At 66.1% G+C, this 14,941-nt stretch carries 11 protein-coding genes and 1 pseudogene; 7 read left to right on the top strand and 5 right to left on the bottom strand.

Translation table 11 applies throughout. The features are described 5' to 3' along the window. A pseudogene (locus MR825_RS11255) lies at positions 1 to 561 on the top strand (hypothetical protein); the annotation flags it as partial. Between the two features lie 262 nt (positions 562 to 823). Further along, positions 824 to 1,144: a hypothetical protein gene (locus MR825_RS11250; protein ID WP_186908766.1), complete on the top strand. Its 321-nt coding sequence runs from the start codon at positions 824 to 826 to the stop codon at positions 1,142 to 1,144. Between the two features lie 153 nt (positions 1,145 to 1,297). Here the strand turns inward: MR825_RS11250 and MR825_RS11245 are convergent, their stop codons facing one another. The 4 genes from MR825_RS11245 to MR825_RS11230 are packed head-to-tail and all read right to left on the bottom strand — an operon-like array spanning position 1,298 to position 4,148. Further along, entirely contained in the window at positions 1,298 to 1,459 is a 162-nt protein-coding gene (locus tag MR825_RS11245) for a FeoB-associated Cys-rich membrane protein (RefSeq protein WP_186908765.1), read from the bottom strand. 13 nt (positions 1,460 to 1,472) lie between these two features. Further along, positions 1,473 to 3,641 carry a ferrous iron transport protein B gene (gene feoB / locus MR825_RS11240; protein WP_256174462.1) on the bottom strand — a complete coding sequence of 723 codons (2,169 nt, stop codon included), beginning with the start codon at positions 3,639 to 3,641 and terminating at the stop codon, positions 1,473 to 1,475. Between the two features lie 59 nt (positions 3,642 to 3,700). Continuing rightward, positions 3,701 to 3,922 (bottom strand): FeoA family protein, encoded by a 222-nt coding sequence (locus MR825_RS11235; RefSeq protein ID WP_186908763.1) that lies wholly within the window; start codon positions 3,920 to 3,922, stop codon positions 3,701 to 3,703. A gap of 13 nt (positions 3,923 to 3,935) precedes the next feature. Further along, entirely contained in the window at positions 3,936 to 4,148 is a 213-nt protein-coding gene (locus MR825_RS11230) for a FeoA family protein (protein WP_186908762.1), read from the bottom strand. Between the two features lie 199 nt (positions 4,149 to 4,347). Here MR825_RS11230 and MR825_RS11225 point away from each other — a divergent pair, with 199 nt between their 5' ends. After that, positions 4,348 to 4,755 (top strand): metal-dependent transcriptional regulator, encoded by a 408-nt coding sequence (locus tag MR825_RS11225; RefSeq protein ID WP_287880778.1) that lies wholly within the window; start codon positions 4,348 to 4,350, stop codon positions 4,753 to 4,755. 162 nt (positions 4,756 to 4,917) lie between these two features. On the opposite strand, the gene nifJ is transcribed toward MR825_RS11225, so the two are convergent. Beyond that, positions 4,918 to 8,553, bottom strand: coding sequence for a pyruvate:ferredoxin (flavodoxin) oxidoreductase (gene nifJ, locus MR825_RS11220; protein WP_287880777.1), 3,636 nt, complete (start codon positions 8,551 to 8,553; stop codon positions 4,918 to 4,920). 433 nt (positions 8,554 to 8,986) lie between these two features. Between nifJ and MR825_RS11215 the strand changes: the two genes are divergently transcribed. From MR825_RS11215 to MR825_RS11200, 4 genes are all read left to right on the top strand, one after another. Continuing rightward, positions 8,987 to 10,504, top strand: coding sequence for a YifB family Mg chelatase-like AAA ATPase (locus MR825_RS11215; protein WP_186908759.1), 1,518 nt, complete (start codon positions 8,987 to 8,989; stop codon positions 10,502 to 10,504). Between the two features lie 71 nt (positions 10,505 to 10,575). Then, positions 10,576 to 11,742, top strand: coding sequence for a tRNA uracil 4-sulfurtransferase ThiI (gene thiI / locus MR825_RS11210; protein ID WP_186908758.1), 1,167 nt, complete (start codon positions 10,576 to 10,578; stop codon positions 11,740 to 11,742). A 300-nt stretch (positions 11,743 to 12,042) separates the two neighbouring features. Continuing rightward, entirely contained in the window at positions 12,043 to 13,317 is a 1,275-nt protein-coding gene (locus MR825_RS11205) for a competence/damage-inducible protein A (protein WP_287880774.1), read from the top strand. Beyond that, the gene (locus tag MR825_RS11200; protein WP_287880772.1) at positions 13,314 to 14,750 is read left to right on the top strand and encodes a M20/M25/M40 family metallo-hydrolase; all 1,437 of its coding nucleotides are present in this window, start codon (positions 13,314 to 13,316) and stop codon (positions 14,748 to 14,750) included. Before MR825_RS11205 ends, MR825_RS11200 begins: the two co-directional genes overlap by 4 nt. The last annotated feature ends 191 nt before the right edge of the window (positions 14,751 to 14,941 follow it).

Here is a 14,941-nt window from a genome sequence, read left to right as displayed (position 1 = left end):
GTTGATTCAGAGGATATGGAAAAGCAGATCGCCGTCCTACAAGGGCATCTAAAGCAAGCCTTTGGCACAAAAAGCCGATTGGAGCGCCAGATGGATACCTTGGACATCAATGATGCCCACTATGACAGAAAAATTTTGGACTTGCAGCGCCGCTATGATGAACAGTATGATACGATAGAAGAAATCGAAGCTCAGATGGATGAGCTGCAAGGGCAGATCCGAAGCATCCAGCAGGAGAAAATCTCCGGTGACAACATTTATCGTCTTTTACTGGCATTTGATGAAGTCTACCATTCCGCAACGGAAGCGGAACAGAAAGAGTTTATGAAAGCCTTTATCGAGCGAATCGAGATGTTCCCGGAAAAGAGAAAAGACGGTAGCTGGATAAAGAAGATTGTTTTCAATTTCCCCGTGCCTGTTGATGGCGAGGAAGTGAAAGAACTTCCCTTGGAAACTGAAACAACAGTCGAGACGGCGGTCCTCTTGCTGCCGGACGCCGGCCCGCAGGGAGACGGGGGCGAACCGTACGCCGGGGAGCCCCCCTGCCCAGCCGTGCGTTGAGCGATGCGTCCAACAGAGGGGCCGGCGTGATCCGGGAAGCGATTCCGATCCGGCCCCGCCGCCGGACCGCCGCATTCCGGCGGAGCGGCACCTGAGCGGGGCGGCCACGGCCTGTCCCTGGCAGGCGAGCGCACGGACAACCGGCTGGGGCGTTGCTGCCCAGCGGCCTGCCGATTCCGGCCGGCCCCGGCCGCGGCCCGGCCGAAGCATCGGGAAGGAGGCGGCTGAATGGACCGCACCCCCTATCCGCGGCTTTAACGCCATGACCGCCGACTTCTTTTCGTTCTTCAGCGCCAGGTATCCCGGCCGGGTGCTCCGCGGCGATTGGAACCGGGACATCTGGTACAATGTGGAGACGGTATCCTGCTGGTACGGCGTGGGCGAATGCGCCCGGATCCGGGATCATTACCGGGGCTGGAACCCGGGCACCCATGTGGAAATCCCCCGGGATACCGACTCCAATGCCGTCAACGGCGCCGGTCTCACCGCCTCCCTCCGGGCCTGTCACTTTGGCAACGACGCCTACTGCAGGGTGGCCTCGCCGCGCACGGCGGAGGTGATGCTGCGGCGTCTGTCCAAATGACCGCGGTCCAAAGCGAATCCGGGATTCCCACCGGCCGGGCACAAAAAAGGGGCTGGAGCATCTTAACGCGATGCTCCAGCCCCTTTGTGATGGTCCCAAAAGCGGCGTTGTCCCTTTTCCGGGACGGCTGCGGCCGGCCGAGGGATCTTTGTACTACCGCTCGGGATGGCACATGCCGCTGCCGGGACAGTTCCCGCATCCGCCGGAGCAGGAGCAGCCTCCCCTATGATGCGTTTTGTTGTAGACGCCGCGGGCCACGATGGCAACGAACACGGCCAGCACGATCAGACCTATGACAAGTGTGGGGACATTCATCGCTTCCGCCTCCTTACCGGGCCGCCGCGGCCACGGCGCTCACGGTCAGGTGGTTTTCATCGTACTTGTTTCTGCGCACCAGCAGGTAGACCAGCCCGGCCAGCACCACGGCGGCGGCCACAGTGCCCGCTCCAAACCCCACCTGACCGGCGATGAGGCCCCCGATCTGATAGACGATCAGGGCGCTGGCATAGGCGAAGGCGCACATATAGCCGATGGCGGCAAAGGTCCATTTGGCGCTGTTCATCTCCCGCTTGATGGCGCCCATGGCGGCGAAGCAGGGGGCGCAGAGCAGGTTGAAGATCATGAAGGAGTAGGCGGAGATGGCGGTATAGTGCGCGGCGACGGCCGTCAGCAGGCCCGGATCGTCCTCGGCCACTTCTTCCCCGATCTGGAACAGGATTCCGAAGGTGGAGACCACGTTCTCCTTGGCGATGAGGCCGGTGACGGTGGCCACGGTGGACTGCCAATCGCCAAAGCCCAGGGGGCGGAACAGGATGCAGACCGCGCCGCCGATGGCAGCCAGCAGGGAGGAGTTGTTGTCCTCCACCATCCGGAACACGCCGTCCACAAAGCCGAAGCCCTGGAGGAACCAGAGGATGATGGAGGAGGCCACGATGACCGTTCCGGCCCGCTTGATAAAGGACCAGCCGCGCTCCCAGGTCGCCCGCAGGACGTTGCCCGCGGCGGGGACATGGTAGGCGGGCAGCTCCATGACGAAGGGCGCGGGATCGCCGGCGAAGGCGCGGGTCTTCTTGAGCATGACGCCGGAGATCACGATGGCGGCCACGCCGATGAAGTAGGCGGAGACGGCCACCAGGCCACTGCCGCCGAACAGGGCGCCGGCGAACAGCCCGATGATGGGCATCTTGGCGCCGCAGGGGACAAAGCAGGTGGTCATGATGGTCATGCGGCGGTCCCGCTCGTTCTCGATGGTGCGGGAGGCCATGACGCCGGGCACGCCGCACCCGGAACCGATGAGCATGGGGATGAAGGACTTGCCGGACAGGCCGAACTTGCGGAAGATCCGGTCCATAATGAACGCCACGCGGGCCATATAGCCCACGTCCTCCAGAACGGCCAGCATCAGGAACAGCACCAGCATCTGGGGCACGAAGCCCAGCACCGCGCCCACGCCGGCGACGATGCCGTCGGACACAAGGCCGGTGAGCCACTCGGCGCAGCCCCAGCCCTCCAGCAGGGCCCGGGAGCCCGCCTGAAGCCATTCGGCGCCCAGCACGTCGTTGGTCCAGTCGGTGAGGAAGGAGCCGAAGGGCCCCATCGCCACCCAGTAGACCAGGAACATGATCCCCGCGAAAATGGGCAGCGCCAGCACACGGTTGGTGACCACGCGGTCGATCTGGTCGGATGGGGACAGGGCGTGCCTGGCGGCCTTTTTTTTCACCGAGCGCTCCACCACGCCGCTGATGTACGCATAGCGCTGGTTGGTGATGATGCTCTCGGCGTCGTCGTCCAGCTCGGACTCGCAGTCCTTGATGTGCTCCTCCAGATGAGCGGCCAGCGCGGCGTCCAGCTTCAGTTCCTCCAGGACCCTGCCGTCCCGCTCGAAGAGCTTGATGGCATACCAGCGCAGGTAACGCTCCTCCACCCTGCCCTGGATGGATTCCTCAATGTGGGCGACGGCGTGCTCCACGCTGCCGGTGAACACATGGGGCAGCTCGCCGGCCTTCCGGCTCCGGGCCAGGGAGACGGCCCTTTCAGCCGCAGCCATGCCTCCCTCGCCCTTCAGTGCGCTCATCTCCACGACCTCGCAGCCCAGCGCCTCGCCCAGCTTCTTCCGGTCGATCTCGTCCCCGTTCTTGCGGACCAGGTCGATCATGTTGACCGCCACCACCACGGGGATGCCCAGCTCGATGAGCTGGGTGGTCAGGTACAGGTTGCGCTCCACGTTGGTGCCGTCCACGATGTTCAGGATGGCGTCGGGCTTCTCGCCCACCAGGTAGCTGCGGGCCACGACCTCCTCCAAGGTATAGGGGGAGAGGGAATAGATGCCGGGCAGGTCCTGGATGACCACGTCCTTATGGCCCTTGAGCCGCCCCTCCTTCTTCTCCACCGTGACGCCGGGCCAGTTGCCCACGTACTGGTTCGAGCCGGTCAGGGCATTGAACAGGGTGGTCTTACCGCAGTTCGGGTTGCCCGCCAGCGCAATTTTGATGTCCATTTGTGTTCTCCCTTCCAAACATTCGATCCAGCCAAGCGTTCCTGCCAAACGCGGTGCGCTTACGCGATCTCGATCATTTCCGCGTCGGCCTTGCGCACGGAGAGCTCATACCCCCGCACGTTCAGTTCGATGGGATCGCCCAGCGGGGCCACCTTGCGGATATGCACCTGCGTCCCCCTGGTGATCCCCATGTCCATGATACGGCGCTTCACCGCGCCCGCTCCGTGGAGCCGGACCACGGTGACGGTCTGCCCCACCTTTGCCTCTCGCAGCGTCTTCACTGTCGATTCCTCCTCAAATCATGATACGGTTTGCCATCGATCGGTCCAGGGCGATCCGGCTGTCCTTCACCTGGAGGATCAGGTTCCCGGCGATCTCGCTGACCACGGTCACCGTGCTGTCCACCACGAAGCCCAGCTCCGCCAGATGCTGACGCAGTTCGTCCTTGCCGGTGATTTTACGGATCGTCACCGTCTCACCGGGCTTTGCCAATGTCAAGGGCATCATAATCCCTCCTCCTCACGCCGGATAGTTAGATGCATCTAACACCCGGTCGGAAAACAGGGGTTAGCATTATCTAACCCCTAAATCGCTATAAGTTTACCTCGACTAACTCAATTTGTCAATGGCTTTTCCACCGATTTCTTGTCAAAGGGCGCGTTTTATGCTAATGTATAGAAAAGCCCGAGCATCTGGAGGCCGCTTTATGAAAATTTATGAATCCGCAGAGGATTATCTGGAAGCAATTTTGAGTTTGCAGGAGCGCCATGGGATGGTCCGCTCCATCGATATCGCAAACGAGCTCCACTTCTCCAAGCCCAGTGTCAGCGTGGCTATGAAAAAGCTGCGGGAGAGCGGCTATGTGGAGATGGACCGGGACGGGCGGATCACCCTGCTCCCGCCCGGCGAGGCGGTGGCCGCGCGCATCTATGAACGCCACCGCCTGCTTACGGACTTTTTTGTCCGCCTGGGGGTGGACCCGGAGGTGGCCGCCGCCGACGCCTGCAAAGTGGAGCATGATCTGAGCGAAGAGACCTTTTGCAAAATCAAGGAACATGTCTATCGCCAGCCCGGGGCGGATGCGCCCGCCCCAGGCTCCCGCCCCGAACGTTAGAACCGCTTTTTCAAGAACGGCGGAAGGCCCCCGGACGATGCGTCCGGGGGCCTTGTCGGTTTCGCTCGCTTGTGTGCCGCTCTGCCAGCCGGGTCAGGCGCCCGCAGCGGCCGCCAATCAAAAGATTCCCGGGCTTTATGCCCGGGAATCTTTCAGCAGAATTTACTTGTACAGCTCCACCAGCCGGGTCAGGTGCTCGTAGCGCGCCTTGGCGGCCGCTTCGTTTTCGGCAAAGAGCTTCTCCGCACGCTCGGGGAAGGAGCGGGTCAGAGCGGAGTAGCGGGCCTCGTTCATCAGGAACTCCTGATAGCCGCCGGCAGGGGCTTTGGAGTCCAGGGTGAAGGGGTTCTTGCCCTCGGCCTTGGCCGCGGGGTTGAACCGGAACAGGTTCCAGTAGCCGCATTCCACAGCCTTCTTCATCTCGATCTGGCAATTGGCCATGCCGCCCTTGATGGAGTGCATCTCGCAGGGAGCGTAGCCGATGATCAGGGAGGGGCCGTGATAGGCCTCGGCCTCGGTGATGGCCTTCAGGGTCTGGTTGGGATTGGCGCCCATGGCCACCTGGGCCACGTAGACGTACCCGTACTGCATGGCGATCTCCGCCAGGCTCTTCTTGGGCTGCACCTTGCCGGCCGCGGCAAACTGCGCCACCTGGCCGATGTTGGAGGACTTGGAGGCCTGTCCGCCGGTGTTGGAGTACACCTCGGTATCAAAGACGAAGATATTCACATCCTCGCCCGAGGCGATCACATGGTCCAGGCCGCCGTAGCCGATGTCGTAGGCCCAGCCGTCGCCGCCGAAGATCCACACGGACTTCTTGTTCAGGTACTCCTTCTCCTGGAGAATCTCGGCGGCCAGCTTGCAGGCGTCACACTGGCAGAGCGTCTCACCCTTGGCCTGCAGCTCCTTGCCGAAGGCCTGGATCTCTGCCTTGCCGCTGGCCAACAGCTCATCCACGGTGCACAGGCCGTCCTCCAGGGCGGCGATGTAGGCCTTGGTGGCCTCGGCGTTGGCCGCGCCGTCCTCCAGGGTGTCCAGCCACTTCTGGCCGGCCTCCTTGATGGCGGGAGTGGCCCACTCCGCGGCCAGCAGGGCGCGGGTCTTGTCGGCCAACCGGTCGCGGATGGCCTTCTGGCCCAGATACAGGCCCAGGCCGTGCTCGGCGTTGTCCTCAAACAGGGAGTTGGCCCAGGCGGGACCCTTGCCGTTCTGGTCCACCGTATAGGGAGAGGTCGCGGCCGGGCCGCCCCAGATGGAGGAGCAGCCGGTGGCGTTGGAGATATACATCCGCTCGCCGCAGACCTGGGTGACCAGGCGGGCATAGGCAGTCTCGGCGCAGCCGGCGCAGGAACCGGAGAACTCCAGCAGGGGCTGCTTGAACTGGCTGCCCTTGACGGTGGCGATGTCCTCCACGTCGGCCTTGGGGGCCACCTTGGCCACCATGTAGTCGAACACGGCCTGCTGATCGGCCTGGGACTCCTGGGGAACCATCTCCAGCGCCTTGACCGGGCAGGCGCTCACGCACACGGAGCAGCCCATGCAGTCCAGGGGGGAGACGGCGATGGCGAACTGATACACGCCCTTGCCCTTGCCGGCCTTGATGTCCACGATCTTGGCCTGTGCGGGGGCGTTGGCGGCCTCCTCCGCGGTGAGGGCGTAGGGCCGGATGGTGGCGTGGGGGCAGACGTAGGAGCACTGGTTGCACTGGATGCACTTGGCCGCGTCCCACGCGGGCACGGACACGGCCACGCCGCGCTTCTCGTAGGCGGAAGCGCCCTGGCAGAAGGTGCCGTCCTCATGGCCGTCTGCGAAGGCGGAGACGGGCAGGCTGTCGCCGTCCATCTTGCCGATGGGCTCCAGCAGCTCGCGCACCATCTTGACGGTGGCGGGATCGCCCTCCAGGTGCTCGGCCGCGGTCTGGTCCTCGGCGTCCTTCCAGGAGGCGGGCACGTTGAACTTCTTGAAGGCGGAGGCGCCCAGGTCAATGGCCTTGTGGTTGCGGTCCACCACGTCCTGGCCCTTCTTCAGGTAGGAATGGGTGGCCGCGTCCTTCATGTAGCCGATGGCCTCGGCCTCCGGCATCACCTTGGCCAGGGCAAAGAAGGCGGACTGCAGGATGGTATTGGTGCGCTTGCCCATACCGATCTCGATGGCCAGGTCGATGGCGTTGATGGTGTAGACCTGGATGTTGTGCTCGGCAATGTAGCGCTTGGCCACGGCGGGCATGTGGTGGTCCAGCTCCTCATCGCTCCACTGGCAGTTGATGAGGAACACGCCGCCGTCCTTCACGTCCCGGACCATGGGGAAGCCCTTGACGATATAGGCGGGCACATGGCAGGCCACGAAGTCGGCCTTGTTGATGTAGTAGGGGGCGCGGATGGGCTGGTCGCCGAAGCGCAGGTGGCTGATGGTCACGCCGCCGGTCTTCTTGGAGTCGTACTGGAAGTAGGCCTGCACGTACTTGTCGGTGTGGTCGCCGATGATCTTGATGGAGTTCTTGTTGGCGCCCACGGTGCCGTCGCCGCCCAGACCCCAGAACTTGCACTCGATGGTGCCGGGGGCCGCGGTGTTGGGGGAGGGCTTCTCCTCCAGGGAGGTGTGGGTCACGTCGTCCACGATGCCCACGGTGAACTGCCGCTTGGGGGCGGACTTGGTCAGCTCCTCATAAACGGCGAACACGTTGCTGGGGGGCGTGTCCTTGCTGCCCAGGCCGTAACGGCCGCCGATGATGGTGGCCTGACGGCCCGCGTTGGCAAAGGCGGTGACCACGTCCAGGTACAGGGGGTCGCCCTGGGCGCCGGGCTCCTTGGTGCGGTCCAGCACGGCGATCTTGGTGGCGGTGGCGGGGATGGCGGCGAGCAGCTTGTCCGCCCGGAAGGGGCGGTACAGGCGCACCTTCACCAGGCCCACCTTCTCGCCGTGGGCGTTCAGGTAGTCGATGACCTCCTCCGCCACGTCGCAGATGGAGCCCATGGCGATGATGACCCGGTCGGCGTCGGGCGCGCCGTAATAGTTGAACAGCTGGTAGTCGGTGCCCAGCTTGGCGTTGACCTTGCCCATGTACTCCTCGACGATGTCGGGCACCGCCTCGTAGTACTTGTTGGCGGCCTCACGGTGCTGGAAGAAGATATCGCCGTTCTCGTGGGAGCCGCGCATCACGGGATGCTCGGGGTTCAGCGCCCGCTTGCGGAAGGCGTTGACGGCGTCCATGTCCACCATGTCCGCCAGGTCCTCGTTGTCCCAGATGGCGATCTTCTGGATCTCGTGAGAAGTGCGGAAGCCGTCAAAGAAGTTCAGGAAGGGGACGCGGCCCTTGATGGCGGCCAGATGGGCCACCGCGCCCAGGTCCATGACCTCCTGCACGTTGCCCTCGGCCAGCATGGCAAAGCCGGTCTGGCGGCAGGCCATCACGTCGGAGTGGTCGCCGAAGATGTTCAGCGCGTGGGTGGCCACCGTACGGGCGGACACGTGGAACACGGCGGGCATCAGCTCGCCGGAGAGCTTGTACATGTTGGGAATCATCAGCAGCAGGCCCTGAGAGGCGGTGTAGGTGGTGGTCAGGGCGCCGGCGTTCAGAGAGCCGTGCACGGTGCCGGCCGCGCCGGCCTCGGACTGCATCTCCACTACTTTCACGGTGGTCCCAAAAATGTTCTTGCGGCCCTGTGCGGCCCACTGGTCCACATAGTCGGCCATGGGGCTGGAGGGCGTGATGGGGTAGATGCCCGCAACCTCGGTAAAGGCGTAGGACACGTGGGCGGCAGCCGTGTTGCCATCCATGGTTTTCAGCTTTCTCGCCATTGATAGTCTTCCTCCTTATTTGTTGGTCCAGGGCAATGGGGATCCGTCCCCGCCCGTCCGCCGTTGGACCGGGCCGGATTCCCATTACCCTGGCTGTTTCCTTCGTCCCCCGGGGCCCATTCCCCTGGAGGCCCATACATTTTAACACCCCTGTCCCTATTTGTAAATCAAATCTTATTCCCAGGGCAAAATTTTTCATAAATCCGTACAAATCTTGCAAAATTGTTCTTAAACAAGAACAAAATATGGACGCGCCCGTCTAAATTGCGCCTTTACAAACTAAACTCATTATGCTAAAATGATCGGTTTAAAAATTTCGTCTCCCCTTTGCGGAAAAGTATGGTATAATAGCCGCACAGCGGCCATGATACCGGCAGGCGGCGGCCTGGCCGCGGCGCTTTCTCGACATTGCGGAAGAAGGGCGGTGCGCCTTATGCTCCATCATGTGCGTTCTCTGGGCCTGAGCGGCGTTTCCGGATACGAGGTCACCGCCGAGTGCGACCTGTCCGGCGGCCTGCCCGCCTTTGATATCGTGGGCCTGCCCGACGCGGCGGTGAAGGAGGCCCGGGAGCGGGTCCGCGCCGCCATCAAAAACTGCGGCTTCTCCTTTCCCGTCTCCCGCATCACCGTGAATCTGGCTCCCGCCGACCGGCGGAAGGCGGGCACGGTGTACGACCTGCCCATCCTGGTGGGCATCCTGGCCGCCGGGGAGCAGATCCGGCCGCCCGCGCCCGACGCGGCCTTTGTGGGAGAGCTGTCCCTGTCCGGCTCCCTGCGGCCGGTGACCGGTATGCTGCCCATGGCGCTGGCCGCCGGGCGCGCCGGCGTGCGCGCCCTCTATGTCCCGGCCGCCTCCGCCGCCGAGGCCACCCTGGCGGGCGGGGCGGCGGTCTATCCGGTGGAGAACGTGGGGCAGCTGGTGGCCCATCTGAAGGGCGAGGTTCTCCTCTCTCCGGCGCAGCCCTGGGTCCCCCCCGCCCCGCTTGCCGGCTGCCCCGACTTTGCCGACGTGAAGGGGCAGGAAACGGTCAAGCGGGCGCTGGAGGTCGCCGCGGCGGGCGGGCATAATATCGCCATGGTGGGGCCGCCGGGCGCGGGCAAATCCATGCTGGCCAAGCGGCTTCCCTCCATCCTGCCCGACATGACCCGCCGGGAGGCGCTGGAGGCCACCCAGGTCCACTCGGTGCTGGGGCTGACCAGCGCCGAGGCGCCGCTGCTCCTGCGCCGGCCCTTCCGCAGTCCCCATCATACCATCTCCGTCATGGGTCTGGCGGGGGGCGGCTCTCCGCCCCGGCCCGGGGAGATCTCCCTGGCCCACAACGGGGTGCTTTTTCTGGACGAGCTGCCCGAATTCGGCAAGGAGACCCTGGAGGTGCTGCGCCAGCCCCTGGAGGAGGGGCAGGTGCAGATCACGCGGGTATCCGGCACGGAGGTCTTTCCCGCCCGGTTCATGCTGGTGTGCGCCATGAATCCCTGTAAATGCGGCTGGTACGGGTATGACCGGCGCTGCCGCTGCTCGGAGAGGGACGTGGAAAAGTATCTGGGCCGGCTCTCCGGCCCCCTGCTGGACCGGATCGACCTGTATGCGGAGGTGCCGCCTCTGGCCTTCGAAGAGCTCTCCGCCCGCGCCGCCCCCGCCGAATCCTCGGCGGACATCAAGCGCCGGGTGGATGCCGCCCGGGCCGTACAGACCGCCCGCTTCGGCCCCTCCGGCCCCGACTGCAACGCCCACATGGGCCCTGCGGAGCTGGCGGAGCACTGCGCCCTGGACGCGGCGGGCGCCGCCCTGATGAAAGGGGCCTTCGACCGCATGGGGCTTACCGCCCGCAGCTATGACCGCATCCTCCGGGTGGCGCGCACCATTGCGGACCTGGACGGGGCGGAGCGCATCGGCGTGGAGCATCTGGCGGAGGCCGTCCAGTACCGGGAGAGCGCCTGTTTCCGGCGCTGAATCCTGCGGATACAACAACCGGCGGGCCGGACCTGCGCCGGAGCGCCCGCCCCAAATAAGGAGGAAGACGATTGGACGAGATCATACTGCTCAAGCTGGGGGAGCTGGTGCTCAAGGGCCTGAACCGCCGCAGCTTTGAAGACAAGCTGATCGGCAATGCCCGCCGCCGCCTGAAGGACCTGGGCCAATTCCGGGTGTACACCAAACAGTCCACCATGTATGTGGAGCCTTTGGAGGAGACCTGCGACATGGACGGGGCCTGGCTGGCCATGTCGCGCCTGTTCGGCGTGGTGGGCCTCTCGCGGGCCCGGGCCTGCGCCAAAGACAAGGACGCGCTGCTGGCGTGCGCCAAGACTTATCTGGACGGCCGCCTGCGCGCGGCAAAGACCTTCAAGGTGGAGTCCAAGCGGGCCGACAAGTCCTTCCCCATGACCTCGGTGGAGCTGTCCCGGTATGTGGGCGGCGAGCTGGACGAGGCCTATCCCAACCTCCAGGTGGACGTGCACCATCCGGAGCTGACGGTCTATCTTGAGGTACGGGATTATGCCGCCTACGTCCATGCCGACCCGGAGCCCGGCGCAGGCGGCCTGCCCGTGGGCATCGGCGGCCGGGCGGTCAGTCTGCTTTCCGGCGGCATCGACTCCCCGGTGGCCTCCTGGATGATCGCCAAGCGGGGCATCGCCCTGGAGCTGGTCCACTTTTTTTCCTACCCCTACACGTCGGAGCAGGCCAAGCAGAAGGTGCTGGACCTGGCGAAACTGCTCACCCCCTGGTGCGGGCACATGGTGGTCCACGTGGTCCCCTTCACCGCCATCCAGGAAGAGCTGCGGCGCAAGTGCCCGGAGGAGCTGTTCACCGTGCTCATGCGCCGGTTCATGATGCGCATCGCCGAGCAGGTGGCCCAGCGCACCGGCGCAGGGGCCCTCGTCACCGGCGAGTGCTTGGGCCAGGTGGCCAGCCAGACCATGGAGGCCATGCGCGCCACCACTGCCGTGTGTTCCCTGCCCATTCTCCGCCCCGTGGTGGGGATGGATAAGGAGGAGATCGTCCGCATCGCCCGGAAGATCGGCACCTTTGAGACCTCCATTTTGCCCTATGAGGACTGCTGCACCGTCTTTACCCCCCGCCATCCCCGCCTGCGCCCCGTGCTGGGCGAGCTGGAGTGCGCCGAGGCCGCCCTGGACGTGGACGGGCTGGTCGCCGCTGCGGTGGACGGAATCGAGCGCCTGCGCGTGTAGCGGCGCCCTCCCCCTCCCGCCGCACCGCGGCCCACGGCGCGGCATCCCCGGGCGGAGCGGCTTTGCCCGGGAAGCGACCGCGTTGGCGCCGCGCCTTTGGGGCGGCGCTTCAGCAGGCTGTCTGCTTGTCCCACCGAACCCATCGCCAACTCCCCGCGCGATCTTTGCGCGCGCGGGGACCCCGTACCTTTCCCATCCTCAGGCGGAGTGAATCCGCCCTGCGGAAATGCCGCGCTGACGCTGCGCATTTACGGCGGTTCCGGCCGCCGCGCCCGGCGTCGGCGCTCTGGAGGTCTTATTTTGTCCCACACCGCTGAACTGATCGCCGTCGGTACCGAGCTTCTGCTCGGCAACATCGCCAACACCGACGCGCAGATGCTCTCCCAGGGGCTGTCCGCCCTGGGGATCAACGTCTATTACCACACCGTAGTGGGCGACAATCCGCAGCGCCTGCGGGCCGCTGTGGAGATCGCCCGCCGCCGGGCCGACATCCTCATCACCACCGGCGGGCTCGGCCCCACGTGCGACGACTTGACCAAAAACGTGCTGGCCGAATGCTTCGGCAGGCCCCTGGTCCGCCATGAGGCGTCCGCCCGGCGCATCGAGGCCTACTTCAGGAGCATCGGACGCCCCATGACGGAGAACAACTACCAGCAGGCGATGCTGCCCGAAGGCTGCACCGTGCTGGACAACGACTGGGGCACCGCCCCGGGCGTAGCCTTTGAGGCGGATGGCGTGCACGTCGTCATGCTTCCCGGCCCGCCCCGGGAATGCCGGGCCATGTTCCAATACCGCGTGGCGCCCTATCTGCGGGCCTGTTCCGACGGGGCCATCTGCTCCCGTACCCTGCGTATCTTCGGCATGGGGGAATCCCTGGTGGAATCCATGCTGCGCAGCCAGATGAACGCCATGCAGAACCCCACCCTGGCCCCCTACGCCAAGGAGGGCGAGGTGGAGCTGCGCATTACCGCCAAGGCCGGGCACGAGCAGGAGGCCCGCGCCCTGATCGCGCCGGTGGAGGCCCGGCTGCGCGCCCAGCTGGGCAGCGCGGTCTACGGCGCGGATGTGACCAGTCTGGAAGAGGTGGTGCTGCCCCTGCTGAAGGAGCGCGGCCTCACCCTGGGCTGCGCGGAAAGCTGCACCGGCGGACTCATCGCAAAGCGCATCACCGACCTGCCCGGCGCATCTGCGGTCTTCCGGGGCAGCGTGGTCAGTTACGCCACTCCGGTCAAGCACACGGTGCTCGGCGTGCCCCAGGCCCTTCTGGAGGAATACGGCGCGGTGAGCGAGCCGGTGGCCCGCGCCATGGCCGAGGGGGCCCGCCGGACGCTGGGCTGCGATCTGGCGGTGGCCGTCACCGGCGTGGCCGGTCCCGATCCGGATGAGCGGGGCAACCCGGTTGGGCTGGTCTATCTGGCCCTGGCCGCACCGGACGGCACCACGGTCAAGCGGACCCGGTCCGGCGGCGTGCGGGAGCGCATCCGGACGCTGGCCGCCAGCGGGGCGCTGGACCTGGTCCGCCGCTGGCTGTCCGGCGCGCCGCTGGAGGAAACCGGAACGGAGCCTTCGGAATGACGCTGCTGGAGCGTCTTGGCGGGCCGGACACGATACGCGCGGGGATCGCCGCAGAATTTCGCGCCCTGAACCGCACCCCCCACCCCTCCCGGCACGAACGCTCCGCGGTGCGGGTCCTGACCGCCCGGCTGGCGGAACTGGGGCTGGCCCCGGTCCGGGACGGGCACGGCAACGTGATGGCCGACGTGCCGGCCGCGCCCGGCCGCACGGCGGCCCCCCGGCTGATCCTGCAGGGGCACCTGGACATGGTATGCGCCGTGGCCCCGGGCAGCGGCTTCGACCCGTTGGCCGAGCCGGTGACGGTGGTGGAGGCGGACGGTTTCCTCCGCTCCGACGGCCGCTCCTCCCTGGGCGCGGACAACAATCTGGGCAACGCCGCCGTGCTGTGGCTGCTGGGCCGCGGCCTGTCCCACGGCCCTCTGCGCCTGCTGTTTACGGCAGCGGAGGAGGTCGGCCTGGAGGGGGCCAAGCAGGTGGACCCCTCCTGGCTGGCGGGGGCGGACTTTCTGCTCAATACCGACGGATTTCACCTGGGCCGGGCCATCGTGGGTTCGGCCGGCGGCCGGCGGGAGACCTACCGGCTCCCCCTGGCGGCCTGCCCCGCCCCGGCGGGGGACGCCTGGCGCATCGCCCTTTCCGGCGGGGCGGGCGGGCACTCGGGTGACGACATCCACCGGGGCCGGGCCAATGCGCTGCGGCTGCTGGCGGGTTTTCTGCTGGCGCGGCCGGACTGGGCCGTGGCGGACTTCCGGGGCGGCACGGCCCATAACGCCATCCCCGCCGCCGCGGAGGCGCTGGTCGTCCTTCCGGAGGGCGGCGAGCCCGATCTGGAGGACCTTGCCCGGGAAGCGGCCGCCTATGGGGCCCGGGACCCCCGCCTGACCCTCTTCCACGCCCCCGCGCCCCGGCCGGAGCAGGTCTGGTCCCCGCTCTGCCGCCAGGCCGCTTTGGCCTTGACGGCGGGGCTGTTTCACGGCGTGTACGCGATGGACCCGGCCTTTCCTGACGTGGTGGGCGCTTCCGCCAATGTGGGCCGGCTGTCCGCGGAGGACGGCCAGATACAGGTCTGCGCGTTCCTGCGCTCGGCCCGGCCGTCGTGGGAGGCGGAGCTGGCCCGCGCCCATGATGCTCTGGCCGGGACGCTCGGCTTCTCCGCCGAGGCGTCCGGCTACCCCGGCTGGACGGGGGACCCGGCCAACCCGCTGGCCGCAGTGCTCGCCCGGGTGTACCGGGAGCAGACCGGACGGACACTGGAGGTCTCCACGGTCCATGTGGGGCTGGAGCCCTCAGTGCTGGGCCCCAAAGCCCCCGGCCTGGTCATGGCCAGCACCGGCCCCGATATTCTGGACGCCCACTCAGTCTCCGAGCGGGCCCCTCTGGACACGCTGCCCGATTACGCCCTGCTGCTGGCGGGTACGCTGGAGGCCCTGTAGCGCACCGGCGTACCGCGCTCTCCCGCAGGGGTGCCTTGCAGAGTTCCGCCGTCCGCAGACAGGGGAAGGAAATGCCCCTCCTCAGGACGGACAGGGCGACTTTTCCGCAGGAATCGAGTCCTGGCCGTCCTGTAGCCCCCCTGCCGGAAAAGGCCAGGCCTTTTTCGACAGGGACAAGGACCGGGCCCGGC

Source organism: Lawsonibacter sp. (genome assembly GCF_022777125.1).
Taxonomy (GTDB): Bacteria; Bacillota; Clostridia; order Oscillospirales; family Oscillospiraceae; genus Lawsonibacter_A; species Lawsonibacter_A hominis.
Note: the sequence above shows the minus strand (reverse complement) of the source record. Positions and strands in the feature narration are given on the sequence as shown.